This is a genomic window from Flavobacterium wongokense, from assembly GCF_021608265.1.
GTDB lineage: Bacteria > Bacteroidota > Bacteroidia > Flavobacteriales > Flavobacteriaceae > Flavobacterium > Flavobacterium wongokense.
This window is the reverse complement of the sequence record NZ_JAKIHP010000002.1, coordinates 127,596-152,913: the sequence shown is the minus strand read 5'-3', so window position 1 is coordinate 152,913 and position 25,318 is coordinate 127,596. Positions and strand designations below refer to the sequence as shown.

26 protein-coding genes are annotated in these 25,318 nt (G+C 38.9%); 5 read left to right on the top strand and 21 right to left on the bottom strand.

Features of this window, described 5'->3' with window-relative positions; all coding sequences use genetic code 11:
* Window positions 1-41 precede the first annotated feature (41 nt).
* Window positions 42-2,210 (top strand): endonuclease MutS2, encoded by a 2,169-nt coding sequence (locus L1S31_RS06735; RefSeq protein ID WP_236463839.1) that lies wholly within the window; start codon window positions 42-44, stop codon window positions 2,208-2,210.
* Window positions 2,211-2,216: 6 nt separating this feature from the next.
* Window positions 2,217-2,639: a thiol-disulfide oxidoreductase DCC family protein gene (locus L1S31_RS06730; RefSeq protein ID WP_236463837.1), complete on the top strand. Its 423-nt coding sequence runs from the start codon at window positions 2,217-2,219 to the stop codon at window positions 2,637-2,639.
* Window positions 2,640-2,685: 46 nt separating this feature from the next.
* Here the strand turns inward: L1S31_RS06730 and L1S31_RS06725 are convergent, their stop codons facing one another.
* The 3 genes from L1S31_RS06725 to aroC form a co-directional block, all read right to left on the bottom strand.
* Window positions 2,686-4,200, bottom strand: a complete 1,515-nt coding sequence (locus tag L1S31_RS06725) for a T9SS-dependent choice-of-anchor J family protein (RefSeq protein WP_236463835.1) — start codon at window positions 4,198-4,200, stop codon at window positions 2,686-2,688.
* A gap of 67 nt (window positions 4,201-4,267) precedes the next feature.
* Complete coding sequence (locus L1S31_RS06720; RefSeq protein ID WP_236463833.1) at window positions 4,268-5,524, bottom strand: dicarboxylate/amino acid:cation symporter; 1,257 nt, start codon at window positions 5,522-5,524, stop codon at window positions 4,268-4,270.
* Window positions 5,525-6,589, bottom strand: a complete 1,065-nt coding sequence (aroC, locus tag L1S31_RS06715; protein WP_236463831.1) for a chorismate synthase — start codon at window positions 6,587-6,589, stop codon at window positions 5,525-5,527. It abuts the gene before it with no gap.
* A gap of 130 nt (window positions 6,590-6,719) precedes the next feature.
* On the opposite strand from aroC, the gene L1S31_RS06710 reads away from it, so the two are divergent.
* Window positions 6,720-7,547 carry a UDP-2,3-diacylglucosamine diphosphatase gene (locus L1S31_RS06710; protein ID WP_236463829.1) on the top strand — a complete coding sequence of 276 codons (828 nt, stop codon included), beginning with the start codon at window positions 6,720-6,722 and terminating at the stop codon, window positions 7,545-7,547.
* 113 nt (window positions 7,548-7,660) lie between these two features.
* Window positions 7,661-8,170 carry a hypothetical protein gene (locus L1S31_RS06705; RefSeq protein WP_236463827.1) on the top strand — a complete coding sequence of 170 codons (510 nt, stop codon included), beginning with the start codon at window positions 7,661-7,663 and terminating at the stop codon, window positions 8,168-8,170.
* 48 nt (window positions 8,171-8,218) lie between these two features.
* On the opposite strand, the gene L1S31_RS06700 is transcribed toward L1S31_RS06705, so the two are convergent.
* From L1S31_RS06700 to L1S31_RS06690, 3 genes are all read right to left on the bottom strand, one after another.
* Window positions 8,219-8,644, bottom strand: coding sequence for a hypothetical protein (locus L1S31_RS06700; protein ID WP_236463825.1), 426 nt, complete (start codon window positions 8,642-8,644; stop codon window positions 8,219-8,221).
* Window positions 8,641-9,777: an N-acetyl-alpha-D-glucosaminyl L-malate synthase BshA gene (bshA, locus tag L1S31_RS06695; RefSeq protein WP_236463823.1), complete on the bottom strand. Its 1,137-nt coding sequence runs from the start codon at window positions 9,775-9,777 to the stop codon at window positions 8,641-8,643. Before bshA ends, L1S31_RS06700 begins: the two co-directional genes overlap by 4 nt.
* A gap of 75 nt (window positions 9,778-9,852) precedes the next feature.
* A complete protein-coding gene (locus tag L1S31_RS06690; protein ID WP_236463820.1) occupies window positions 9,853-10,089 on the bottom strand; it encodes a hypothetical protein in 237 nt (78 codons plus the stop codon).
* Window positions 10,090-10,222: 133 nt separating this feature from the next.
* Here L1S31_RS06690 and L1S31_RS06685 point away from each other — a divergent pair, with 133 nt between their 5' ends.
* The gene (locus tag L1S31_RS06685) at window positions 10,223-10,870 is read left to right on the top strand and encodes a DUF5661 family protein (RefSeq protein ID WP_236463818.1); all 648 of its coding nucleotides are present in this window, start codon (window positions 10,223-10,225) and stop codon (window positions 10,868-10,870) included.
* A gap of 54 nt (window positions 10,871-10,924) precedes the next feature.
* Here L1S31_RS06685 and L1S31_RS06680 read toward each other — a convergent pair whose 3' ends face one another.
* The 15 genes from L1S31_RS06680 to L1S31_RS06610 all read right to left on the bottom strand — a co-directional run bounded on the left by L1S31_RS06680 (window position 10,925) and on the right by L1S31_RS06610 (window position 25,297).
* On the bottom strand, window positions 10,925-13,345 hold the full coding sequence (locus L1S31_RS06680) for a glycosyltransferase (RefSeq protein ID WP_236463816.1): 2,421 nt from the start codon (window positions 13,343-13,345) through the stop codon (window positions 10,925-10,927).
* 45 nt (window positions 13,346-13,390) lie between these two features.
* Window positions 13,391-14,428 carry a glycoside hydrolase family 130 protein gene (locus tag L1S31_RS06675; protein ID WP_236463814.1) on the bottom strand — a complete coding sequence of 346 codons (1,038 nt, stop codon included), beginning with the start codon at window positions 14,426-14,428 and terminating at the stop codon, window positions 13,391-13,393.
* Between the two features lie 12 nt (window positions 14,429-14,440).
* Window positions 14,441-14,776, bottom strand: coding sequence for a hypothetical protein (locus L1S31_RS06670; RefSeq protein WP_236463812.1), 336 nt, complete (start codon window positions 14,774-14,776; stop codon window positions 14,441-14,443).
* Window positions 14,777-14,778: 2 nt separating this feature from the next.
* Window positions 14,779-15,141, bottom strand: coding sequence for a phage holin family protein (locus L1S31_RS06665; protein ID WP_236463810.1), 363 nt, complete (start codon window positions 15,139-15,141; stop codon window positions 14,779-14,781).
* A 33-nt stretch (window positions 15,142-15,174) separates the two neighbouring features.
* Window positions 15,175-15,531: a YtxH domain-containing protein gene (locus L1S31_RS06660; RefSeq protein WP_236463807.1), complete on the bottom strand. Its 357-nt coding sequence runs from the start codon at window positions 15,529-15,531 to the stop codon at window positions 15,175-15,177.
* A gap of 39 nt (window positions 15,532-15,570) precedes the next feature.
* Entirely contained in the window at window positions 15,571-16,212 is a 642-nt protein-coding gene (locus L1S31_RS06655; RefSeq protein WP_236463805.1) for a porin family protein, read from the bottom strand.
* 58 nt (window positions 16,213-16,270) lie between these two features.
* The gene (locus L1S31_RS06650; protein WP_236463803.1) at window positions 16,271-16,426 is read right to left on the bottom strand and encodes a lmo0937 family membrane protein; all 156 of its coding nucleotides are present in this window, start codon (window positions 16,424-16,426) and stop codon (window positions 16,271-16,273) included.
* Window positions 16,419-16,670 carry a hypothetical protein gene (locus tag L1S31_RS06645; RefSeq protein WP_236463801.1) on the bottom strand — a complete coding sequence of 84 codons (252 nt, stop codon included), beginning with the start codon at window positions 16,668-16,670 and terminating at the stop codon, window positions 16,419-16,421. The genes L1S31_RS06650 and L1S31_RS06645 overlap by 8 nt, the downstream gene beginning before the upstream one ends.
* A gap of 167 nt (window positions 16,671-16,837) precedes the next feature.
* On the bottom strand, window positions 16,838-19,843 hold the full coding sequence (locus L1S31_RS06640; protein ID WP_236463799.1) for a serine hydrolase domain-containing protein: 3,006 nt from the start codon (window positions 19,841-19,843) through the stop codon (window positions 16,838-16,840).
* Window positions 19,844-19,855: 12 nt separating this feature from the next.
* Window positions 19,856-20,338: an ABC transporter ATPase gene (locus L1S31_RS06635; protein ID WP_236463797.1), complete on the bottom strand. Its 483-nt coding sequence runs from the start codon at window positions 20,336-20,338 to the stop codon at window positions 19,856-19,858.
* 51 nt (window positions 20,339-20,389) lie between these two features.
* A complete protein-coding gene (locus L1S31_RS06630) occupies window positions 20,390-21,181 on the bottom strand; it encodes a (Fe-S)-binding protein (protein WP_236463794.1) in 792 nt (263 codons plus the stop codon).
* A gap of 59 nt (window positions 21,182-21,240) precedes the next feature.
* Window positions 21,241-21,687, bottom strand: a complete 447-nt coding sequence (locus tag L1S31_RS06625; RefSeq protein WP_236463793.1) for an LNS2 domain-containing protein — start codon at window positions 21,685-21,687, stop codon at window positions 21,241-21,243.
* 81 nt (window positions 21,688-21,768) lie between these two features.
* The gene (locus L1S31_RS06620) at window positions 21,769-23,073 is read right to left on the bottom strand and encodes a 4Fe-4S dicluster domain-containing protein (protein ID WP_236463791.1); all 1,305 of its coding nucleotides are present in this window, start codon (window positions 23,071-23,073) and stop codon (window positions 21,769-21,771) included.
* 2 nt (window positions 23,074-23,075) lie between these two features.
* On the bottom strand, window positions 23,076-24,056 hold the full coding sequence (locus tag L1S31_RS06615; protein WP_236463789.1) for an MlaD family protein: 981 nt from the start codon (window positions 24,054-24,056) through the stop codon (window positions 23,076-23,078).
* Window positions 24,057-24,139: 83 nt separating this feature from the next.
* The gene (locus L1S31_RS06610) at window positions 24,140-25,297 is read right to left on the bottom strand and encodes an N-acetylmuramoyl-L-alanine amidase (RefSeq protein ID WP_236463787.1); all 1,158 of its coding nucleotides are present in this window, start codon (window positions 25,295-25,297) and stop codon (window positions 24,140-24,142) included.
* Window positions 25,298-25,318 lie beyond the last annotated feature (21 nt).

Here is a 25,318-nt window from a genome sequence, read left to right as displayed (position 1 = left end):
GATACTTTAAAACTTTGTAACTTTGAACCTTTGCCACATTTATGATTTCAATTACCAAAAAGACATTACAGGATTTAGAATTTAATACCGTTCTACAAACCATTTCAGATAAATGCACCACTGAAATCGGAAAGCAGAAAGCGCTTGAAATTGTTCCGTTCAGCAACAAGGAAACACTGATGGATTCATTGCTGCAAACGTCTGAATATCTTTCGTCATTTACCAATAATAACGCTATACCCAACCACGGATTTGACAATCTTACCAACGATTTGAAATTCCTAGCCATAGAAGATAGCTTTCTGGAAGTTGGTAGTTTCAGGAAGATAGCCACGCTTTCGGAAACGGTAAATGCTTTATTGCTGTTCCTTAAAAAATTCCACGACTATTATCCAAAGCTGAACGAAAAAGCAGCACAGGTTGAATATACTAAATTCATTATTCAGAAAATAGATGAAATCGTTGATAAATATGGCGAAATCAAAGACAATGCTTCGCCTCAGTTAAACGAAACACGACGTGCGATGAATCTGGTTCGTGGCAAGGTCAACCAAAGTTTCGGACAGGCATTAAGCCAATACAACTCCTTGGGTTACCTTGACGAAATCCGCGAAAGCATTGTAGAAAACCGCAGGGTTTTGGCTGTTTTGGCAATGTACCGACGAAAAGTGAAAGGTTCAATTTTGGGAAGCTCCAAAACAGGAAGTATAGCGTATATCGAACCTGAAGCAACGCTTCGCTATTCGAGGGAATTGAGTAATCTGGAATACGAAGAGCGTGAGGAAATTACCAGGATATTGAAAAAATTATCAAATGAAATCCGCCCTTATCTGGAACTATTATTTCTGTATCAGGAGTTTTTGAGCGATGTGGATGTAGTTGCGGCTAAAGCCAGATATGCCCATAAAATCAACGCAATCCTGCCCGCAATCACAGATAAGAAAGAACTTTTTTTCAGGGATGCCTTCCATCCTATTTTGTATCTGAATAATCTGCTGAAGAAGGAAAAGACATTTCCTCAAACTATTGAGCTTAAAGATTCGAGCCGGATTATTGTGATTTCCGGACCCAATGCAGGAGGAAAAACCATCTCGTTGAAAACCGTTGGTTTATTACAATTGATGCTGCAATGCGGTATTCTGATTCCGGTTCATGAGCGCAGCAAAACCTTTTTATTCGACAGGATTCTAACTGATATTGGTGACAATCAATCTATTGAAAATCATTTGAGTACCTATAGTTACCGACTCAAGAACATGAATTATTTTTTGAAGAAGTGCAATGATAAAACCTTATTCCTGATTGATGAATTTGGAACCGGTTCCGATCCCGAATTGGGTGGCGCTCTGGCGGAAGTTTTCCTGGAAGAATTCTATCATAGGGAGGCATTCGGAATTATAACTACGCATTATTCCAATTTAAAAATGCTGGCCAATGAATTGCCATTTGCATCCAATGCCAATATGCTTTTTGATGAAAAATCATTGGAACCAATGTATAAATTAATCCTTGGGCAGGCCGGAAGTTCGTTTACTTTTGAAGTCGCACAGAAAAACGGAATCCCATTTGGACTAATCAATCGCGCGAAAAAGAAGATTGAAGGCGGTAAAGTACGCTTTGACAAAACGATTGCCACGCTTCAGAAAGAGCGTTCCAAACTCGAGAAAACTTCGTTAAACCTCAAGGAAGAAGAAACCAAAGCACGTGAAGAAGGCAAAAAAATGGAAAGCATCAATACAAAAATACAGGAGAAACTCGAGCGTTACCAGGAATTGTATGATGCCAACCAGCGCCTGATTTATATGGGGCAGAAAGTGGATGACATTTCCGAAAAATACTTTAACAACAAAGACAAAAAAGTCTTAATTGGCGAGTTTTTAAAGATGGTTGAAATAGAAAATTCCAAACGTAAAAAAGCAACAGTCCAAGAGAAAAAACAAAAGGAAATCATCCAGAAAAAGGTAATTGAGGAGGTTAAGGTTAAGGTAGAGGAAATCCGTGTTGCCAAAAAGGAGAAAAAGATAAAAGCCCAAAAAGCCGAAGCTGAAAAACCGAAAGTCACCTTGAAAATTGGGGACAGGGTTCGAATGGTTGACGGAAAATCAATTGGAACCATCGATAAAATTGAAAAAAATAAAGCTGTAGTAAACTACGGGATTTTTACTTCTAAGGTAAGCCTTGAAGAACTCGAATATGTTCAGGCAAAATAATAACCAATGGAAATTTCAAACTTACCTAAAGACAAAAAAATAATCCTGTTTGACGGGGTTTGTAATCTTTGTGATTCTTCGGTCCAGTTTGTCATCAGGCATGATAAAAAGGACATTTTCCGGTTTGTTGCGCTACAGTCGGAATTGGGCCAAAAAATCATTAATCACATCGGAATCTCAGATTCCAAAATTGACAGCACCATTTTGTATGAACCCGCAAAGGCTTATTATTACAAATCTGATGTTGCGTTTAAGATTCTAAAGGAAATCAGCGGAATCCATAAAATTTTGCTGGTGTTTTCAGTCCTGCCAAAATCATTTTTAGATTTTGTCTATGATTATGTTGCCAAAAGAAGGTATAAATGGTTTGGCCAAAAAGAAAGCTGCATGGTTCCTACACCCGAATTGCAATCTAAATTTTTAGCATAAAAAAAGCCATCATTCCTGATGGCTTTTCTATTATGTGAAGTAAGGATTATTGCTTAACAACTTTCTTAGTTGCAACGCCTTGGTCAGTACTGATTTTCATCATATAAACACCAGCAGCTAAATCGCTGATAGAAATTTGACCTTCTGTAGCATTAACTTTAGATGATTTAACTACTCTTCCGTTCAAATCACTCATTTCAACTGTATTCACTACTGCATTAATAGTGTTAGAAAAGTTGATTACGTTATTTGCAGGATTAGGGTAAACTGAAAAATTGTTTGCCAAAACTTCGCTTGTTGCCAAATTGGTAGTAATCGCAACTGAATCCAATCTCAATGTAGAAGCAGCACCTGCACCACTGAAATCATTGAATTCAAAGAAATAAGTTCCAGCTGTAGTTGCAGTAAAAACTGGTGCAGTTACCTGAACGTATGCAGTATTACTGCTCAAAGCTGTTCCTGTCCACACTACAGTTCCTGTAGTTGCTCCCGGAGGATAAACTCTTAATCTCAATGAACGGTTAGCAGTAGCAGAGCTTTCTCTGTGCCAGAAGCTAACTGTAGCCTGTTGTCCAGCCTGCATAGAAATTGGTCTTGTAAATACCGATCTGTTTGTAGCAGCTGTAGTAGAATTATTAGAGAATACGTATTGAGTTCCTGCCTGTGCATTTGCAGCCGTGGTTCCAAGACTGAATCCACCAGACCATCCGTCCTGTGCAAATCCTCCAACAGTATCAAATCCGTAAGCATATGGTAAAGTATTCGCTGTAAATACAGAGTATGGTCCAATCCATTGGCTTCCACACATTCCTCTTACGTAAAATTGGTAACGTGTGTTAGGTGTCAAACCTGTAGCAGTATAAGTAGGTCCGCCGTTTGCAGTATCTGTAACAGTTGGTGTAAAACCTGGAGTTCCAAGAGCTACATCAAAATCACCAACACCTGTCCACTCGATAGTTGCAGTAGTTGTAGTTGTACTGCTTGTGATTCCTCTATCCGGAGCAATGCAGATATCATTATTGATAACTGCGATGTTATCCAAAGCCAATAAATACATGTCAGAAGAATAGTTTTGGAAAGCAATGTAAACCGTTTGTCCTGAAAAATTACTTAAATCAAGCGCATGTCTTACCCAGTCAGTAGTATCTTCAGGGTCAACATTTAATAATTCTGTAAAATCACCTACAGCGTTTCCGGTAGTTGAAATATAAACTTTATAAGAATCCGGGTAAGTTGGGTCATAAGTAAGACCATCCCAATATAACATATTGGTTCCAGCAGGTAAAGTGATTGCTGGTGAAACCAACCAGTCGTTTGAAGTTCCAGCCGGCGTATACCATGAAGTACTCATAGCAACATTGTTGTCAAATTCAGATGGAGTAGCAACCCAGGCAGCGTTTACAAAAGCAACACCTGCATTTGGCGTAAGCCCATCAACGTTGTATAATGTCCATCCAGACATTCCAGGACCGATTCCGTCAAAGTTTTCGCTAAATACAACCTGGCTGTTTGCTGTAAAAGCGAAACCGATAATCGTAGATAATAGTAATAGTTTTTTCATAAAATACATTTTGTTTTTTTAGTTATAAGGTGCGAATTTAAAAAAAAGAATTCTTAAAAAATATTTTTTATTTGTCCTTTTCCCATTTGCCGACTACCGATGTAGCCAGTGCATTCCCCAAAACATTTGTGGCGCTTCGGAACATATCGCAGAAATGATCAATCGGAAGTATCAACGCAATGCCTTCAACCGGAATCTTAAACATTCCGCAGGTTGCGGCTACCACAACAAGGCTCGCTCTGGGAACTCCTGCGATTCCTTTGCTGGTAAGCATTAGCACCAAAAGCATTGTCATTTGTGTACCAAAATCAAGTGGAACGCCATAAGCCTGTGCAATGAAAATGCTGGCAAAAGTCATATACATCATGCTTCCGTCAAGGTTGAAGGAATAGCCCAATGGCAGCATGAAGGAAACGATTTTATTCTTTACGCCAAATCGCTCCAATTCTTCGGTAAGTTTAGGAAAAACGGCTTCCGAACTTGTAGTTCCAAAAGCGATGATCAGCGGACTCACTATGTGTTTCAGCAATGCGGTCATTCGGTCCTTGAGGAAAATATAACCTATCAATAGCAATACAAACCAAAGCGTTGAAATCCCGACTAAAAACGACCCGAAAAACTTCGCGTAAGTCAGTAATAAATCATCTATATCCCTAATGGCAAAAACTCCGGCTATAGCCCCGAATACCCCAACAGGAGCAAATTTCATTACATAGTTTACCATTTTTAAAACAATGTGTGAAGCCTTATCCAGGCCATTCACGACTGGTTTTGCGGTTTCGCCAATTGATGCAGCTGCCAATCCGAAGAATATTGAAAAAATCACAATCTGCAATATTTCATTGGTAGCCATGGCTTCAATGATACTTTTAGGGATAATGTGCTCGACAAAATTCTGGGCCGAAAAACCATCTGTTTTCTCTACTACTTCACTGGCAGCTGAAACATCTACGCTTCCAAGCTCCAAACCATGTCCCGGCTGAAGCGTGTTGACCCAAAACATTCCAATCAATAATGAAATAAACGAAGCGGTAAAAAACCAGCCTAAGGCCTTTCCTCCTATCCTGCCTACAACTTTGATGTCACCTAATTTGGCTATTCCAACAACAAGGGTTGTAAATACCAACGGCGATATGATCATCTGCACCAATCGGATGAAAATTGTAGCCAGCATTTTGATATAGCCACTAAAATCCTTGGCAATGTCCTCAGTATAATTATAATGGACAAAAATCCCTAAAAAGGCTCCAAGAAGCATTGCAATAAGAATCTGAACCGTAAGATTGGAAAAGAATGATTTCTTTTGGGTTTTGGTTGTGCTCATTTATTTTTGGTAGGTTTTGTTTAGTAAATAAAAATCGGCCAGAACAATGGCTGCCATAGCTTCCACAATGGGAACTGCTCTTGGGACTACGCACGGATCGTGCCTGCCTTTACCTTGTTGTTCTACTAAAGTATTTTGATTGGTCAGTACTTCCTGTTTCTGTATTAAGGTTGCCACCGGTTTGAAGGCCACCCTGAAATAAATATCCATTCCGTTTGAAATACCGCCTTGGATTCCGCCTGAAAGATTGGTTTTGGTTGATCCGTCTTCGTTGTATAAATCGTTGTGCTCGCTGCCTTTCATTTTGGCGCCACAAAAACCGCTGCCGTATTCAAATCCGTGTACCGCATTGATGGAAAGCATTGCTTTTCCTAATTCGGCGTGAAGCTTATCAAATACAGGTTCGCCCAAACCTATAGGTACATTTTGCAAAACACAGGTAATCGTTCCGCCAACGGTATCGCCTTCTTTTCGGATTTCCTTGATATGGTTTTCCATTTTTTCGGCTGTAGCCAAATCAGGACAGCGCACCGCATTGGTTTCGGTTAATGAAAAATCCAAAGCCTGGTAAGGCTTGTCAATAAAAATTTCTCCAACAGAAGAAACAAAAGCATTGATTTTGATATTGGTTAAAACCTGTTTGGCAATGGCTCCGGCAACAACACGACAGGCAGTTTCCCGCGCCGAACTTCTTCCACCACCTCGATAATCACGGATACCGTATTTCTTTTCATAAACATAATCGGCATGGCTTGGACGGTAACTGTCTTTTATATGCGAGTAATCATCTGACTTCTGATTGGTATTCGGAATGATAAAACCGATTGGCGTGCCGGTAGTTTTGCCTTCAAACAAACCCGAAAGAAACTGCACTTCATCCTCTTCCTTACGTTGGGTAACAATTGAAGACTGGCCTGGTTTCCTGCGCTGCATTTCGGTTTGGATTGCATCAAAGTCAAGTGTGATTCCTGCGGGGCAGCCATCAATGATTCCGCCTAAAGCTTCGCCATGTGATTCGCCAAAAGTCGTGAGTTTAAAAAGCGTTCCGTAACTATTTCCGGCCATGTTCCGTTGTTTTAAACAAATATAGGTGAAAGTTTAAAAGTGAAAAAGATTATTGTCCAAAAGTTAACCTTGGGATAAACTTGAAATAATATGCTCTTTCTTAATTTGTTAAACTCTAAATTCATTCATTTTGAAAAAAAGAAAATTAGATTTAGTCGTGATTTCAGATGTTCATTTAGGAACTTTTGGCTCACATGCACACGAACTGAACTATTACTTATCCTCTATCAAGCCAAAGATTTTAGTTTTAAACGGTGACATTATCGACATTTGGCAATTCAGAAAATCCTATTTCCCCAAAGCACATTTAAAAGTCATCAAACGTATAGTTGATATGGCTTCCAAAGGTACCAAAGTGTATTATGTAACCGGTAACCACGATGAGATGCTGCGCAAATTCAGTGATTCGGGCATTGGAAATTTCTCGATTGTAGACAAACTTGTTTTGGATTTGGATTATAAGAAAGCGTGGATTTTCCACGGGGATGTATTTGATGCATCGGTACAACATTCCAAATGGATTGCAAAACTTGGAGGTTTGGGTTATGATTATTTGATATTAATAAACCGATTTGTGAATTGGTGCCTTAAAAGAATGGGAAAGGAACCTTACTCTTTTTCGAAAAAAATCAAAGCGAGCGTTAAATCTGCTGTGAAGCATATTTCCGATTTTGAAACCACTGCAACCGATTTGGCCATAGAAAAAGGTTATGATTATGTTATCTGTGGGCATATCCATGAGCCTAAAATCATCGAGAAGGAAAATAAGAATGGTTCGACGCTATACTTAAATTCGGGAGATTGGGTTGAAAACCTCACAGCTTTGGAATACAATAACCGCAGATGGAAACTTTACAAGTATGAAGACCATACCGAACGTGAAGAAGAAGATTTATTTGAAATGGAAGATTATATCAGTCAGCAACTTATCGCTTCGATAATATTTTCTAAGGAATAAAATAATTCAACTCATTAGTTTGGTTAAAAATTGTGTAATAAGTTTGCCATATTATATAAGTCATTTATCATAATAATGATGACATTTGTAGTATCTAATTTAAAACACAAACGATGAAAAAAATCATTTTATCTGCTTTCATGCTAATCGGATTAGCATTTAGCGCACAAGCTCAGACCATTTCAAAGAATGCTTTAGGTTTACGTTTGGGTGACAACGACGGATTTGGTGGAGAGATTTCGTACCAAAGACAGATTGCATCTAAAGACAACCGTTTAGAGTTCGATTTGGGGTGGCGAAACAGCAAAAACATTGATGCGATCAAGTTGGTAGGTTTATACCAATGGGTTTGGAACATCGACGGAGGTTTCAATTGGTATGCCGGTGTAGGAGCCGGAATTGGTAGCTGGAGCTACGATGGTCCTGGTGATCCGGATCCGGATGGAGGAACATTCCTTCTAGCTGCAGGAGATATCGGAATTGAGTACGATTTTGAAGAGGCTCCAATTCAGTTATCTCTAGACTTTAGACCTGAATTGTATTTTGGAGACAACAGAAGTGACTTTGATGACTACGACAGTTTTGGTCCGGACATCGCACTTGGAATTCGTTACAGATTTTAATCAAACGATGATAAACAAAAAATCCCGTCTATTTCAGACGGGATTTTTTTATTTAAAAACTATGGGTTTCTTGGAATTTACTTTTACAACCGTGTACGGATATTTAGTTTCATCATCAAGCTGCGTTACATCGAGGTTTTTTTGGGTGTCCTTGAGATAAACTTCAATTTGTGTTGGTGTTTCCACTATTTTTTCAATCTTCATCCTGTTCAGGCTTTCCTTGGTTGGACCCGTATTAAGAACCAGAAAACTACTCTCGACTATATCCTTTGGTTTTATCAATTTGGCCAAAGTCTCGTCTCCCAAAAGCATTTTGATTTCTTTTTCTTCCGACAATACTTCATAAAATTTAATATTGGCACCACCATCATTATTGACCGTTAGTACTTCATACAATGGTCTGCTCACAGCATTCTTTGTTGGTGAACAGGAATACAGCAGCACGATTGCTAGTATTGAAATGTATTTTTTCATTTTTTGGAATTGTTTATAGCTTGTTGGTATAAATCTTCATAAAGGGGCAAAATGTTTTTGATGTCAAATTGTTTGGCAACGGTCAGCGCTTTCTGTTTAAACTCAGCTAAAACAACATCATCCGAAAGGATTTTTAAGGCATTTTCAGCCATGCTGTTTACATCGCCCACATTGCTTAGATAACCCGAAACCCCATCAAAATTAACTTCAGGCAAACCTCCGGAATTACTCGAAATTACCGGTACGCTCCATGCCATGGCTTCGAGTGCAGCCAAACCAAAACTCTCGGTTTCAGACGGCAACAGGAACAAATCGGAATAGGATAGGATTTGGTCAATCTCATTACTATTTCCAAAAAAGATTACCTTGTCCTCAATGCCCAACTCCTTACACAACTGCTCTGCTCCTCTTTTTTCGGGACCATCGCCTACCATCATTAGTTTAGCTGGGATTTTTTGCTGGATTTTTTCAAATATCCTAATAATATCCGGGATGCGTTTTACTTTTCGGAAGTTACTGATGTGTGTAACGATACGTTCTTCCTTCTTTGCCATAACCGAACGGTGGCAGGAAATTTGGCTTTCGTTGCGTATTTTATCCAGCTCTATGAAATTGGGAATCACATGGATTTCCCTTTTAATCTTAAATAACTGATTGGTGTCGTCTTTAAGGCTTTGGGAAACCGATGTTACAATATCCGATTTATTGATGCTAAACGTAACTGCAGGCTTATAAACCGGATGGTTTCCAACCAGTGTGATATCGGTTCCGTGAAGTGTGGTAACCATTGGAATTGAAATACCTTCTCCCTTCAACATCTGCTTAGCCATATAACCTGCATAAGCGTGCGGTATGGCATAATGCACGTGAAGCAATTCAATTTTATAAAGCTTTACCATATCAACAAGTTTACTCGAAAGCGCCAACTCATAAGGTTGATAATGGAATAAAGGATATTCGGGAACATTAACTTCGTGATAATGCACATTGGAATTTAACAGCGCCAGGCGAACAGGCTGACGGTAGGTAATAAAATGGATTTCGTGTCCACGACGGGCAAGTTCAAGACCTAATTCGGTTGCTACTACTCCACTACCACCAAAGGTCGGATAGCATACGATGGCTATTTTCATGTGTTGCTTTTAGTGCTACGAATTTAAGGAAAAATGGTTAGTGCTCCTTTAAAAATTAGTTAAAACTAATCTATGTCACCTGTCTGCGGATTTTTCTTTATTGTTAAAATTGTTTTTTCTCAGATTCATGCCATAGGTATAATTCGTTGAAAGTATCACGTCGTTGCAGTCGAAATGTTTTATGACTCCGTCTTTTTGCAATGCCACAACCCAACAGGTGTTTTGGTGCATTCCATAATCAATGATGAACATGGCCTGACCAGTTCCCAATGGCGTTTCGACTAATATTGAAGGCTCTAATTGTAGTATCATGGCTTTTTATTTTTACTTAAAGTTACCGCTACAACAATTAGCCGGGGTTATAAGATTTTTGCAAAGATTTACATAGTTTAACGGTTCGTAAAATGGTGTTTTTAAAAGTGTTAACTTTATAAGAAAATCAAATATGAAAACAATTCCAGGAACCTATCAGGACGTTTATATCAGAAGAGACGGAACGCTTATCAGCCTTAAAAATGACGTCACCGAATTTTGCGAAAAATACATCAAACCAGTCCATCCCAAAAATTGGGATTGGTCGGAACGCGATTTCGAGAATCCAAAAAACGATCCTACAATTGAAGAAGCAAGGGCAATACGTAACGTCCTTTACAAAGATTTATATAAGAAAAATGACACTTCGGTAGATTTGTCTACACTAAATAATGTTGAATGCATCAAAGCCTATTTCAACCCGAAAAGTAAATATGAGGGGTTTAATATGGAAGAGTTTGCCTATGCTTTGAAAGTGGAACTCGAGCACGGAAGACTGAAGGCTGCCAATGTCACCAACAACCATCCGTTCCTGACTGCAATGATTGTATTGGCACACATGACCGAAACCCTTACCTATTACAAAAGGCTTCAGGTAATGGAAGCAGAAGGTGAAATTTTTGAAATCCTGCGAAAGCTGGGTAAAACAAAAAGCGGTAAGGAAGAATTACACAAAGCCTTGATTGATGCCGAAAAGGAATTGATTGGCTTTAAAAAAGAACTATCAGAACGATTGGATAAAATGGACGACATTCCACCCTTAGACAAAATTGGGGATTAAGAAATAAAAAAAGGCGCTCTTTTCAGAGTGCCTTTTTCGTGGTTGAGTTGTTATTTAGTATGTAAATTCATTTGCCATTGTTTCTGGATAATTCATCATTGATTCCAGTGGCATGTATATAATTTGATTTTTACTGTTATATTTTTCAACATGAAGCCTTGCCATTAGATAACTTACTGTCGATTCCGCGCCTTGGTTCAAATTTACATGATGCTCTTCCAAACCATCAAAACAGCCACCAGTGCAGGGATTGTAAATTATTTTATTCAAATGGTTTTTGCCCAGATACCAGTTAAATGCATTAATCATTTTTTTCAGATAGGATTTATCGCCAAAGGTGTCGTAAAACAATCCGAGTGACATTATGGTGTAGGCAACATCAATGGGTTGTTCTCCAAATGTGTGCGAAATTTTTCCTTTGTTATGCCAACCCTGATTCGAAATTACCTTAATCTGTTTGTTTTTATAAATAAGGGATAGCAGGAAATCAAATGACATGATGGCCGTTTTTTCAAAAACCGTGTTGCCAGTTGCCAAATAAGCATACAACATGGCTTCGGGTAAAACGCTGTTTGCATAAGTCAGGTAATCTTCAAACCATCTCCAATTTGAATCTGAAACTCCCCTAAATTTTGAAACCAGATTATCAGCTAATGAAGTAATTAGGTTTTGAATAGCGGAATCATTGTTTTTGATATTATAATGGTACAAGCCTTTTATGGCAAAAGCCATGGCTCTTGGAGAAGTAAGGTTCGGAATGTTGGGCAAAGCTATTTCGAGCGCAATTTCAGCACGTCTTAAATTCGCATAACTGAACAAACAATCGTAGGAGCAAAATTCACCCAATGCCCAAATGGCACGCCCGTTTGAATCTTCCAGGTTTTCATCCCGGTTTTTATCAAAATAAGTACCATCGTGGTCGACATAATTCATAAAGGTGCCATCTTCCTGTTGACAGAAAATGATAAAGTCGAGGTAAATATCAATCAAACGCAAATCAGCTTCATCACCGGTCATTTGGTAATGTTTAGCCACAGCTATTAAAGCACGCGCGTTATCATCCAATGTAAATCCACTAGACAAATCGGGAACTCCAATTTTGGAAAACTGGATCATTCCGGTTTCGGTAGTAAGCCTTTTGATGTGTTCCAAAGATATTTCGGGCAATTCGTAATGAATTTTCTTTGCGTTGTTTTTTAGGTGTTTGTTGATTAACTCCACATGGGCAATTGCTGAATTTTCCCAAGCTGTAGGCGCTATTTTGTGAAGTCCGTTCAAACTCATTTGTTCCAACAAAATCGGGTCATATAGTAGTTTGATTACTGCCTGAGCTAATTGTGTTGGGTTTTCAAAATCAACAATCAATCCCGCTCCGTCTTTAAGCATTTCAGTAGCATGCGGAATTGGTGTCGAAATAATTGGGCAGCCACAAGCCATAGCGTAGGAAAAAGTGCCACTGACTGCCTGGAATGGGTCTTTTGAGGTAAACAGGTAGATATTCGTGCGTTGAAGATAAGCCAGCAGATCTTCGAGGTCGAGGTATTTGTCAATGAATTTGACATGTCCCTGCAATCCGAGGCTGACTACTTTATCTTCGAGGAAATTTCGATATTTTTCGCCTTCATTTGCCTTAACTGTTGGATGTGTTTTTCCAATGATAAGGTACAGAACGTTGGGGAATTTGTTGATGATGGTTGGTAAAGCGTCCAGTGCTGTTTCGATGCATTTTCCTGAATTCAACAACCCGAAGGTAGAAAATACAAAACGGTCACCAAAGTGGTATTTGTCATTTTTGAGGCTTGGTCCACCTGATTTTACCAAATGGGTTCCATGCTGTATCACCTGCACTTTATCACTTGGGACATTATAATCTTTTTCCAGCAGCGACTTAGAAGTTTCAGTCATTACAATTACAGAAGCAGACAGATCAGAAATTGTTTTTACATCGTTTTTCCTTTTCTCATCAGGGTTTGGCAAAACAGTGTGGAAACTGGTGATTACCGGTTTTTTGATTAAGGATAATAATTTGATGTAGTAATCGCCATATTCCCCTCCAAACAAGCCAAATTCATGTTCCACCACAACCAAATTGACTTTCTTGTCGTCATTGATTTTTTGAGCCATGGCATAATAGCGCATCAAATCAGAAGTCTGCAAAACGTATTTTACCTCTTCAGGATACTTGTATTCCCTGTCTTTCTCTTCGAGGGCACAAACTTTCAAGGCATAGGTATGCCCAAATTTGTTTTTAATCGCATGGATCAAATCCTGAGTGTAAGTAGCAATGCCGCACTCACGATTAGGATAAGAAGTAATGAATAAAATTTCGGGTAAAGGTTTTGGCGATTTTACCATTTTGGCAATACCACCATTTTTGTCAGTTTTGAATAATAAAGTTTTAGTAGGTTTAGTTTTGATTCCGGATTTGTTTAAAAGTAAAGTTTTACCTTTTCTTTCCACTAAATTATTTGCCATGACAATTAAAAGTATTTATAGTTAATAGTTTAAAATGAGGTTTGGTTATTTGAATTTTTTATAGTGAACCAATTCGGCTACCAATTCCTTAAGGCTCATGGACGCTGTGCCTATAAGCTTGTCGGCAGCGCCGTAATAAACATATAAGGTATCTCCGAATAACGCTGTTCCGCTTGGAAAAACCACATTGTTTACTATTCCTATCAACTCCCATTCCTGATCGGGAACAAAGAGGGCATAGGGCAAACGGGATAATTCAATCCCAGGATTATCTAAATCGAGTAAGGCTGCGCAGGCTGTATAAATGTGCCCGCCTTTTACATCGTGGACTCCGTGGTAAATTACCACCCAACCCGCTTCGGTTTCAATTGGAGGACATCCGCCACCTATATAGCTGATTTCATGCCCGTATTTTGGAGTCAGCACCACATGTTTATCAACAGTCAGAAAATAATCATGCCAATATTCTTTGGTTAAATCTTCGAGCCTTTTGACTTTTACAAGCTGTATCTCAGGAAGTATCCTATGAAAGAAATAATAGTAATTGTTTATTTTCCTTGGGAAGAAGACCACGTTTTTATCCCACAGCAGCATTGATTTTTCAAGTTCACTTTCAGGTTTATGGCGCAGGTAAAAATATTGGTACTTTTCAGTAATGTAACGGTTGAATTTCGCAATATGATTGAACTCTTCATAAGTAATCTGCGGAACTATAATCCTTTTATTTTCCCACTTTTTCAAATCGGTGGAAGTTGCCAAAGTACCCAATGCGTTGACTCCGTTATAAGAAGTATAGGTAATGTGGTATTCGCCATCAATCTTAACAACCCTCGCATCCTCAACACCTTGGGAATCATAATCAAATTCCGGGCTAATGACCGGCTCTTTGCTGCGTTCGGCAACAGTTAGTGGTCCATTTAATCTACAGTATCCAATGGTGGAACGATTACCTTTATTCAAAGCCCTGTAAAAAATATGAACGTCATTTCCTTCCTGGACTACTCCGGGGTTGAGAACACCTTCCTGCTCAAATTCCAAATCGGTTTTTGCTAACAGGATACCTTCTTTCTTTACATTTACCATGGCTAAAGGTTATTAAAACTTGGAAATCCATTTACCAATAAAAGAGCCTGAGACCTTTTCAGCCAAGAGGGAACCAAGGTAACCTTTGATGCTGTTGTTACTACCGAGCAATTTCTCAATCAGGAAATTAGTACCCGTTGTAGCAGCAATTTTTACGATATCCTTTTGGGTATCCTTGTCTTCAGCAATATGGGAAATGGATTCTTTTAAGATGTTACCAACAGTAATTGAATTTTTTAAATCCTGAAACTGCTGGCTTATCTGTGCTTCCTGTTCGGCTTTTAGAATACGTAACTCATCAATTCTGCTGAGTAAGCTTGCTTGGCAAGGTTTGGCTGTTGCTCCCATAACTATTCAGTTGTTGATTCTGGTTTGACTGTCATTCGTTTACCGATAAAACTATCGCAAACCGGTTTTTCGATCATGCTCTTTTTATTGATGTAGATGATAATTGCCAGAAGCAGGTAAAATCCACCAATAATGGCAAACCCAATGTAATCGATATCGAGTAGGTCCGACAAATAATAAGCCAGATACATACTGCCGAAAAAAGCAAACAGAACTAATACGACCGTAATTATAAGTGTAGTGACAATTCCAGAAATTATGGTTGAGGAATGGTCAATAACTTCCAATTTGATAAGCTCGTAATTAGTATCTGCATACTCTTTAAGGCTATCTGTTAACGCTTCTAATTTTTCATTGAGTTGCATAGCTAATGACAATAAAAGGTTACTAGGTTAATTTTATGATTTTGCTGCGCTTGCGGCATTACTGATTTTATGTTCAATATTGTTTTTTGCGCTGGATACTCTGTCTTCTACAGAACTTTTTGCATCCGCAAATCTTTCTTCAACATTATCCCTGATATTTGAAGCGTTTTTTTCAAGGAATTTTTCGGCTTTTGCAACCTGGTCTTTTAAATCATCTACCTGTCCTTGAAATTTGTCTTTTAAGTTTTTGGACATTTTTTTTGCATTGTCAGCAATATCCTTTCTTGTTTCTGAACCTTTTTTAGGTGCAAATAATACTCCTAATGCGGCTCCTGCAGCTGCTCCTAAAACTAGGGCACCTACTACTTTCATGTTACCTGAACTTTTCATTTTACTTGATTTTTAATTATTATATATTTATTTTATTTTTTAAAATTTGTAACCCAAGGTTAACTGATACCAGTAATTTTTATAACGTGGTGTATCAGAAGTACCATCACCTCTATTCTCTTTTAAATCCCAACCGGCTCTTGCACCGATAACCAATTTTGAAACATTTACATCGACACCACCAATTACACTAAAAGTGTTTTTTCTGATATTGTCATTATTGAATGCTTCCTCCTGTGTTTGGTCAATAGCTCCGTTGAATTCATTTTTCTCACTTAACAGATAAGAAAACTGAGGTCCGGCCAAAATTGACAAATACTCAATCGGTCTGAATGCAAAATAAATCGGAACGTCTAAGTGATCCGTGGTACGTTCATAACTATAAGGGTTTCCTAATAATGTTCCCGAACCTTTGAATCCTTTTTGGGAATATAAAACCTCAGGCTGTATTGCAAACCATTGTGTTAATGGCAGCGTAACAAATCCACCGGCTACAAAGCCCACTTTTGGATCGGCAACAAAGTCTTCTCCTTCGCTGTCATAAACATTGGAATAATTGACCCCTAATTTGGCACCCAAAACAAAATTGCTCCTGGTGTCGGTATTCGTTGTTGTTTCCTGTGCTTTTGCAGTAAAAACCATAGCAATAGCTGCAAAAACTGTAAAAATTCTCTTTTTCATTTTTGTTTTTATTTAATAGGTTAAATTTTGTTGGATTTGGGAAATCCTGAGGGTATGACTATACCGGATCTTTTCCTTTAATTACTCTGAATAGAATGGCAATGATTGCGATGACCAAAAGGATGTGGATTAAATTTCCCATTCCGTAGGCAAAAAAACCTAATGCCCATAATATTACTAAGATGATTGCTATTGTATAAAGTAGATTACTCATGATATTGAATTTTTAAATTATTAATGAATTTGTTTGGTATTGTGTTTTTGATAATTTCTATTACTTCATTCCTTTTTTTGTTGAGTCGGATTTCAATCCGCTTTAACAAACTATTTTCGTCTTCCTTTTCATCGATCTCTAAATCTGATGATGTAAGCTGCGGGAATCTCCTTCGCAATAGTTTTGCTTTTACATCCCAATCGCTGGGAATTTTAAAAGCTTCCTGTACTTCGTTTGGTTTCATAGTTTCTTTGTTTTTGATTGTATTACAAAGTTGGCTAACTCTGCTCCGAAACGCATTACATGATTAATCTGATTGTTTATATATATCCCATGTCGGAGGGAGTACAAATAAAAAACCTCAAGATTACTTGAGGTTTATCGTTTGATTATTAATATATTATCTGTGGATTATTTGTCCAATATCGCATCCTGAATCACACGCTGAATGTCTTCACGAATGTTCTGCTGTGATAATTTGTTGGGCAGATTAGAATCAGGATAAGTGCGGTTTGAAAGGAATACGTAAACAATATCTGTTGCCGGATCAGCCCAGGCCATGGTTCCTGTAAATCCTGTATGCCCAAAACTCGACATCGATACGCAGCCACATGTTGGACCGCCACCACTTATCTGTGGTTTATCAAATCCAAGTCCGCGACGTACACCTTCTCCATAAAACCAACTTGTATTAAACGTATTGAAAGTGTCTTCGCTAAAATATTGAATACCTCCATAATTTCCTTTCTGCAGATACATCTGCATCATCTTGGCAATATCCATTGCATTTGAAAAAATTCCGGCATGACCTCCTACTCCTTCTTCCATCGCCGCTTCCATATCATGAACATATCCCTGAATCAAATCATGGCGGAAATAGGTATCAATTTCAGTTGGAGCAATCCGTGCTTTGTCAAACCTGGTCAACGGATTGTAAGTCGTATTATTCATGCCGAGCGTTTTGTAGAAATTGTCTGTTGCCAATTCGTCTAAATGCCTGCCCATTATTCTTTCCAAATATTGTTTTAGGATTATGAATGTAAAATCGCTGTAGCGGTACTCTTTTTTATCAATCAGTGGACTGTTGATAATTTGCTTCATGATGGTATCGTGATAATCATCTCTCAGATACAGGCTGTCTGAAACTCTTTTGGTAAATCCTTCAGAGTATACTTTTTTGTAATATTTGTCCATTGGCATTTTTGCCGAATCAACAGTAGCTTTATAAAACGGAATCCAGGCCTGCATCCTGCCATAGTGCGAAAGCAATTCCTTAAAAGTCATTTTGTCTTTATTCGAACCTTTGAAATTGGGCAGCATATCACCCAAAGTGGTTTCAAGGGTAACTTTCTTTTGGTCATAAACCTGCATTACATTGGGTAAGGTCGCAACCATTTTGGTCAATGAGGCCACATCGTATAAATCCGAATTTTTAACCTTTACATCACCTTCATAGGTTTGTTTCCCAAATGATTTCTGGTAAATGACTTTTCCTTTTCGTGCGACAAGAACCTGCATTCCCGGCGCCATTTTTCCATCAATGGCTTTTTGGGCATAGGTCTCAATCTGCTTCAGTTTTTCGGAATTCATTCCCACACTTTCCGGTGTACCAAAACCCAAACGGTTTAATTTCTGGGTTGTTATTCCATAGCCAGCGCTATAAGTACTGTTGATCGAAACGGGAAGCAATCCTTTGGCATCCACAGCACCAAAAATCAATTCTGCTGAAACTTCCTGTGCAATGTCACCATTCTGATAGGAAACAATTACACCTTCCAGTTCTCCGAAATTCAAAATCTTGGATAAGGAATATGGTTTGGCAAAACAGTCAATGATTACTTTTTTCTTTTTTGAAATGGAATCAATGATCTGCAATTCAGGAACTGTCAGCTCGGGTGATTTCCACCACGATTTATCCGATTTATGATAACCAATGATGATGGTTTCATAATTGGTCAGCTTGGTCATCAATGTGTCGATATTGGCATCGGCGACTTCGGTGACTTCGGTATATTTTTTTAAGGTATTTACAAAGGAACTGTTGGTATCATCGCCCATTTTTACGTAGGCAATTTTTTGATTCAGGTTTTTGATAGGCAAAATGTTCCCATCATTTTTTACAACAGTAACCGCATTTTCATACAGCTCATATTGCAAAGTCTCATTCGACTTCGGATTCAAATCGTTATAAAGATTGATGCCTTCGATGGGTTTGTATTTGTTTAGGCCTGCCTTGAATTTATAATGCAATATCTTTTTCACCGACTGCGCCAATCGGGCATCTGTTAATAAACTATCCTGATACGCCATGCATATTTTTTCTTCGGCAAGTGGTACATTTTCGGCAAAAAGCAAAATGTCATTTCCGGCAAGGAAAGCTTCCAAGTCGAGTTCTCCCGGCTTTCTGAAATTGGCTGCGCCTTTCATGTTCAGTGCGTCGGTAAAGATAAGTCCGTCAAAACCAAGTTCGCCTTTCAATACATCAGTAACCACATGTTTCGAAACCGAAGTGGGATAACCTTCACGAGGCTCAAGGCTTGGCACATTCAAATGAGCTACCATCACCGACACCAACCCTTCATCGAACATTCTTTTATAAGGATAGAGTTCCACTTTTTCCAAATGGTCTAAAGTAGCGTTGACTACCGGAAGCGTGCTGTGCGAATCGGTTGCTGTATCTCCGTGGCCGGGAAAGTGTTTTCCTGTTGAGAATATTCCCTGCCCTTGTGCCCCACTCATTAATGCAATGGCATGTTCAGTAACATTGACTTTGTTTTCACCAAAAGAACGGTACCCAATGATTGGATTTTTGGGATTGGTATTGATATCCAAAACAGGTGCAAAATTGAAATGGATTCCCATTCTTTTGCTCTCCTTAGCCATGGCAGTTCCAACCTTCTGAACCAGATTGAGGTCTTTGATGGCACCCAAAGTCATATTAAAAGGATAACGGAATGTTGAGTCAATACGCATGCTCAAACCCCATTCGGCATCAATGCCTATAAATAAAGGGACTTTAGCAAGGGATTGATACCTGTTGGTTAACAACGCCTGGCGCATTGGTCCGCCCTGAAAGAAAATCAATCCGCCAACCTTATTTTCGGTAACCAATTTTTCAACGTCAGCTACGTGTGCAGCATCCTTATTGGAATAAGCCGCAACCATAAACAGCTGCCCTACTTTTTGGTCAAAAGACATTTGATTATAAATACTGTCAACCCAACGGGTTTCGGCTTCTGTTTCGGGGAAAAAGTTCTTTTTGGTTTGTGGTACGTAAGCTGTTTCATCAACGGGAGCAACTACCTCGGTTTTTGCAACAACTGCAGGAGCGGGTTTGCTGACTTTGGTTGACGAACAATTCGAAACCAAAAGCAACAATCCAAATAATGAAACACTTCTGAGCAAAAACCTTTTCATAAAATTTAGGGCTTAAAAGAAACGGCTGTGCCAGCTGTCTCCAGCCGGAACTTCCCAGTTTTCGTTGAATTCTTCGATGGTATTTACTAAATTATTGAAAACAATAGTATTTTGGGTAACGGCTTTCTCCTTGGCCATTCGTTTAAAATCAATCAGGGATTTGTGGGCTATGTGCTCACCATTCCTGAAGGTTACATTCATTTTATCCAATAAGTCAACTTTATATTTCTGTTCCAGGTTTTGGATAAATGCCACTGACGAATCTATCGAACAGCCTGTTGCCTGCTGTACTTCCTGATTGACGGCAAGAACAATAAAGCGGTTGTATTTTAATAAATAGGAAGCTTCCAATCCGGTTCCGTGTGCTGCCCAGTTTTCGATAAATGCTTTCAAATCATTTTCGATTTCGGACATTTCATCATCTGAAAATTTTCGGTTGGATTGGTAAATCCAAATTTTGGAATCTTCTGGTAAATTTTCAAAAGGAACGTACATTCGAATTATGAGTTATGATTTATAAATTATGGGTTTAATTGAAATACCGGATTATAAATCCTGAGCATTTGCAATCAATTCGGCAACATCCATCACCTTGATTTCTCCTTCTTTTTCTTTGGCTTTTACACCATCAGTCATCATCGTATTGCAGAATGGGCATCCAGCCGCAATAATTTCCGGTTGGGTTTCCAAAGCATCTTCGGTCCTTTCGACATTGATGTCTTTGTTTCCCGGCTCAGGTTCCTTAAACATTTGTGCACCACCGGCACCACAACATAAACCGTTTGCACGTGAGCGTTTCATTTCAACCAATTCGGCATCCAGCTTCTGGATTAAATCCCTTGGTGCTTCGTAAACATTGTTGGCCCTTCCTAGATAACATGGGTCGTGAAACGTAATCCTTTTCCCTTTGAACTGACCACCTTCAATAGTAAGGCGTCCAGAATCCAGTAATGATTTCAAGAATTGAGTGTGGTGGACTACTTCGTAATTCCCACCCAAATCCGGGTATTCATTTTTCAGGGTATTAAAACAATGCGGGCAGGCAGTTACTATTTTTTTGACTTCGTAGGCATTCAGGACTTCAATGTTCATCATTGCCTGCATTTGAAACAAGAATTCATTTCCGGCGCGTTTTGCCGGGTCACCATTGCAACTTTCTTCTGTACCCAAAACCGCAAACTCTACATTTGCCCTGTTCAGGATACGAACGAATGCTTTGGTTATTTTCTTTGCCCTGTCGTCAAAACTACCAGCACAACCAACCCAGAACAATACTTCGGGTTGTTTGCCTTGAGCCATCATTTCTGCCATTGTAGGCACATTTAATACTTCTGACATATTTTTATTTTAGTTGCAAAGTTGCAAAGCTGCAAAGTTGCAAAGTTTGAAATCTAAACTTAATCGTGGTGCTCGTCATCAAACACCTGGATGGTTACTTCTTTTTCAACTAAATTGGTGAACTTCCCTCTGTAACGGGTTGCTTTTACTAAGTGGTTATCAATCCAGTGGTAATTACCGCCACGAGGTTTCCCAAATAAAATTCCGTGGTATTTGAATCCGTGTTTTTTCAACCAAATCTCAGTATATTCCCTATGTGCTTCAGTTCTTGAAGTAAAGAAAAATATAATGTGTCCTTCGTCATACCATTTGTTTAATGTTGCCAATGCATCAGGATAAACCTCTGCAGTCAGCATTCTTTCAGGCTCTTCGTTTGGAATATCGTCGCAAACTGTTCCGTCAATGTCAATTAAATAGTTCTTAATCCCTTTTGGTAAAATCGGACTCAGATGCTGTCCGTTTTGGGTGATACTCTGCAAGCTTTTGTCAATGTCTTCCGCTTTCATTTTTTTAATTTTAATATTTCACATTCATTAGACAAATTCCCAAGTCTCACGTTTATGGCAAATTTGTTTTTTATTTTTGTCTTATTCGTTCTTCCAGTTTAATCGATCCTGCTGATTGTACTGCCAAGGTGCACCATTATTCTCAATGTTGGTCATCATCGCATTCAATGACTGTGGCGCCGCACTTTGCTCCATTACCAAATACCTTCTCATATCCATAATGATTGATAACGGGCTGATGTTTACAGGGCATTCTTCAACACAGGCGTTACAGGATGTACATGCCCAAAGTTCTTCGGGAGTTATGTAATCATTCAGCAAGGATTTATTATCAGGAACAAAAACACCTTTGTTGGCATCGATGTTTCTTCCTACTTCTTCCAATCGGTCACGCGTATCCATCATGATTTTACGTGGGGAGAGTTTTTTTCCGGTTTGATTTGCTGGACATGATGATGTACAACGACCGCACTCAGTACAGGTGTAGGCATTTAATAATTGAACCCAATTCAAATCCTGCACATCCGAAGCGCCAAATTTATGCGGACCAGCGTTCTCATCAACAGGCTGCGCTGCAAATGGGTCGGCATTTGGATCCATCATCAGTTTTACCTCTTTGGTAACGCTTTCCAGGTTGTCGAATTGTCCTTTCGGATTCAAATCGGCGAAATACGTATTTGGGAAAGCCAAAAGGATATGCAAATGCTTTGAATAGTATAAATAATTTAGGAACAACAGGATTCCAATAATATGGAACCACCATGCTGTCCTTTCGATGATTTCAACCTGAACCAAGTCCAGAGATGAAAATAATGGATTAAGGTATTGTGAAATCACATTCCCGGAATTCATTGCCTGGAAATGCAAATCGGTCGCATTCATAATCAGGAATAACGACATCAAAACCATTTCGAAATACAGAATCGTATCAGCGTCTTTCTTTGGTGCACCTTTCAAATCGGAGCTCGCAAAACGTTTCAATCGGATAATATTCCTTCTAATCCAGAAAACAATAACAGAAACCAAAACCAAAACAGCCAGGATTTCAAACGAACCAATCAGGAAACTATAAAATCCGCCAAGGAATGAAAATATCCTGTGCGTTCCGAAAAGTCCGTCAATGATGATTTCAAGGACTTCCAGATTGATAATGATAAAACCTGCATAAACGATGATGTGCAAAAATCCGGCAACCGGTCGTTTGACCATTTTGGATTGCCCTAACGCAATCATCGCCATGTTTTTCCAACGCGCTGATGGATTATCAGTACGGTTAACATCGTGGCCAAGGTTAATGTTGCGTTTTAGTTTTTTGACATTTTGAACAAAAAAACCAATTCCCGCAATCAGGATTATAGCAAAAAGTATGTTGTCAATATACATCATAACTATTCTTTCTTTTTAACAATCGAGTCTGTTTTTATTTGCTCAGCAGTGGGCGCTTTATAGGGCTTGTTCTTCTTCCCAAACAGCGAAACATTTACATATCGCGTTGGATTCAAACGAAAATCCTGCAGCAATAATTCCAGTTCCTTTGAAGATTTGGTCAGATTGGCATACATGGTTTCATCTTTGGCAAGTTTGCCCAAAGTTCCTTTTCCTGCCTGGACATCAGCCATTATCTTATCAACACTGGCAAGTGTTTTTTCTAAGCTTTTAACAGTTTTGCCAATATTGGCTTTGGATATAGAATCGGAAATCTTTGCAAAGTTTGCCGAAGCTTTATCCACATTCGACATTGTCGAATTGATTTTGCCTTTGTTATCGGCCAACATTTCGTTTACGCTTTTGGAAGCCACCTTGAATTCGGCCAAAGTTTCATTCAGATTGGCAACGCTGCTTTTTAGGTCGGCTTTGGTTTTAGCATCCAAAATGGAATTGACATTTTTTAACAACACATCGGCAGAAACAACCATTTTCTCTACTTTTTCCTGTAAAGGCGTCAAACGGTCAGCAACGAGCGAAGTCAAACCTGGCTTGACATCACCCACTAAAGTTGCGCCCGATTCGGCAATGGTTTTATCTTCAAAATTGGGTGTAATCATAATCTGTTTTCCTCCAATCAACCCTGGCTCGTAAATGGAAGCCACACTTGATTTTGAAAAAGGAAAATCATTCTTGATTTGGAGTTGGACCTGGATTTTCCCGGTATCATTCAGGAATTTGATGCTGCTCACCTTACCCACTGTAAGACCGTTAATGGTTACAGGTGCTGAGCTCATCAAACCTTCTACATTATCGTACTGAACATAGAATTCCTTATAATTGGAAAGTAAGTCCCTTCCTTTTAGGAAACTGTAACCCCAAATAAATAATAAAATAGAGGCAATAACTAATATCGCGGTCTTGATTTCTCTAGTGATTTTCAATGGTAGATTGTTTTTTATTTCATACAGTTCGACCTTTCGGTCTCGTGTGGCAAAGTTAAACTAAATTCTTAAAACTCCTGATATTATTGTTTTAAAGCTTCCTGGACAGAAACTTTTTTACCATTCCTGTATGCTATTATAAATGCTGATCCATATCCTTTAGCTTTGGCTTCCGACAGCAATCTTTTTGCTTCATCATAGCTGCTGGTTTCGCCATACATATATTTGTACAAACTCCCTTCAGACGAAACTGAGATATTGCTCAGGCCTTTAAAATTGCTTGGTGTAGTATCCAATCTGGTTCCACTTGCTGAAAGCTGCACCTTGAATGTTGCAACACCTGTGCTTACCGGTTCTGGTTTTATTTCTGGTTTGGATGCTTCCGGCTTTTTGATTTCCGGAATTTTCGCCGTTGGTTTTTTAACTGCTGAATCGACAACCTTTATTGGTTCTACCTTTTGGGAAGGCTTAACTGCGTCGTCATTTCCTGTTTCAAAATTTTCCTTTTTGTACCCAATGATGGCATTGGCTATGGATTCTGCGATTTCCTGTTGTCCTGCTTCCGAATCTAGTTTTGCCCCTTCAGTTGGGTTGGAAATGAACCCCATTTCAATCAGAACCCTTGGCATGTACGCTTTGTGCAAAACCATATAGGGTGCCTGTTTCACACCACGGCTTTTTTTGCCAACATTCATAAATTGCTCCTGGACTTTACCTGCAAGTGAAATACTATTGTTAAGGTATTCTTCACCCATCATAGTCAGGCCAATCATTGATTCGGGTGACTTTGGATCAAAACCTTCATATTTCTGCTTATAATCTTTCTCTAAAGTGATTACCGAGTTTTCCCTTTTTGCCGCTTCAAGGTTGGATGCATTTTTGGATAAACCCATTACATAAGTCTCGCAACCATCGGCAGCATTGTTAGGATTGGCATTGCAGTGAATCGAAACAAAAATATTCGCATCAGCACGGTTGGCAATATTGGCACGTTCAACAAGATCAATGAATTGGTCTGTTTTACGGGTATAAATCACGTCAATATCCGACCTTTTTTCCAGAATCCTACCCACTTTCAAAACTACGGCTAAGGCAATGTTCTTTTCGATATGCCCATGGTATACAGCGCCATAGTCATGGTCACCGTGGCCGGCATCGAGTGTTACTTTAAATTTTTGGGAGTATATTACGCTAGAAGTAAAAACCAAAATAGTGGTTACTGCCAAGGTTAACGTCTTCATTTCTTTTATTATTTTCAAAAT